2 protein-coding genes are annotated in these 1,106 nt (G+C 43.9%); both read right to left on the bottom strand.

The annotated features are described in order from the left end of the window. A partial coding sequence (locus FU659_RS34965; RefSeq protein WP_261808256.1) for an IS3 family transposase occupies positions 1-774 on the bottom strand: 774 nt, incomplete at its 3' end. Further along, positions 764-1,057: a transposase gene (locus FU659_RS36695; protein ID WP_047674601.1), complete on the bottom strand. Its 294-nt coding sequence runs from the start codon at positions 1,055-1,057 to the stop codon at positions 764-766. The genes FU659_RS36695 and FU659_RS34965, both read right to left, overlap by 11 nt. Between the last annotated feature and the right edge of the window lie 49 nt (positions 1,058-1,106).

Below are 1,106 nucleotides of genomic sequence, written 5' to 3'. Positions count from 1 at the left end.
AAGATGAATGTAGCTACTGATGCCATTGCGGGTCTCGCGTGGGCTGTTATAATCGTTGAGATAGATTTCATTGTATTTCAAACTTCGCCAAAAGCGTTCAATTGCAATGTTATCTGTTGCACGACCCTTACCATCCATACTGATGCGAACGTCGTGTTCCTTCACTAAATCGATATACTGGGGACTTGTAAAATGACTGCCTTGATCACTGTTTATAATACCAGGCTTACGATTTGCAAGTGCCTTTTTCATCGTTTCAAGAACAAAACCGATCTCTAAGCTCTGATCAAGCTGCCAGTCAACAATATAACGAGAGTACCAGTCTATAATGGCGTATAAGTACATCCAGCCATGTTTCATCCGTATATATGTGATGTCAACACTCCAGACCTGTTCAGGCTCTGTGATGGCTAATTTGCGCAGTAAATAGGGATAAACCCTATGCTGAAGATCTCGCTTGCTTAAGTTCGGACCCGGGTAAATTGCCATGATCCCCATTTCACGCATATAGCGCCGAACCGTATTTTCATGAATCCGATCTTGCTCACGATTCATAATGGAAGCTATCGTTCGATAACCCATAAACGGATGCTTCGTGTAAAGCTCATCAATCCGGTGTTTGAGGCGAATCTCCTCCGAGGATGGAGGAACCGGTTTGTAATAAAGGCTAGAGCGGTTCAAGCTTAGCAGATCCGCTTGTACCAAGATAGCGTGTTCGGGGCAGTCCCACTCCAATAGATCGATTCGTTTCTCTCGGGAAAGATTACAGGCCAGATTTTTTTTTGAGCCACGACAATTGGGTGGTCAATCTACCCACCTCGCCGTAGAGTTCATCGATTTGCTGTTCGTAGTCTTGTTTCATTTTCGTGATGCCTTTACGATCATCGACAAACAATTGTGAGAGGTTTTGGACCGCCTCTAGTTTCCATCGGTTGAGGACATTCGTATGTATACCCTCTTCGGCTGCGAGCTGTGATACTGTCTTTTCTTCTTTCAAAATTTCCAGTACCAACCGGGCTTTTTCCTCTGGGCTGAACTTCCTTCTGGGACCTGTCATACAACTAAGAAACTCCTTTTTTGCTGTCTAGTTTATATGTAGCATTATA

Source organism: Paenibacillus sp. N3.4 (assembly GCF_008017805.1).
In the GTDB taxonomy this organism is placed as follows: Bacteria; Bacillota; Bacilli; order Paenibacillales; family NBRC-103111; genus Paenibacillus_E.
The sequence above is the reverse complement of the archived record's forward strand: the minus strand, read 5'-3'. Positions and strand labels throughout refer to the sequence as shown.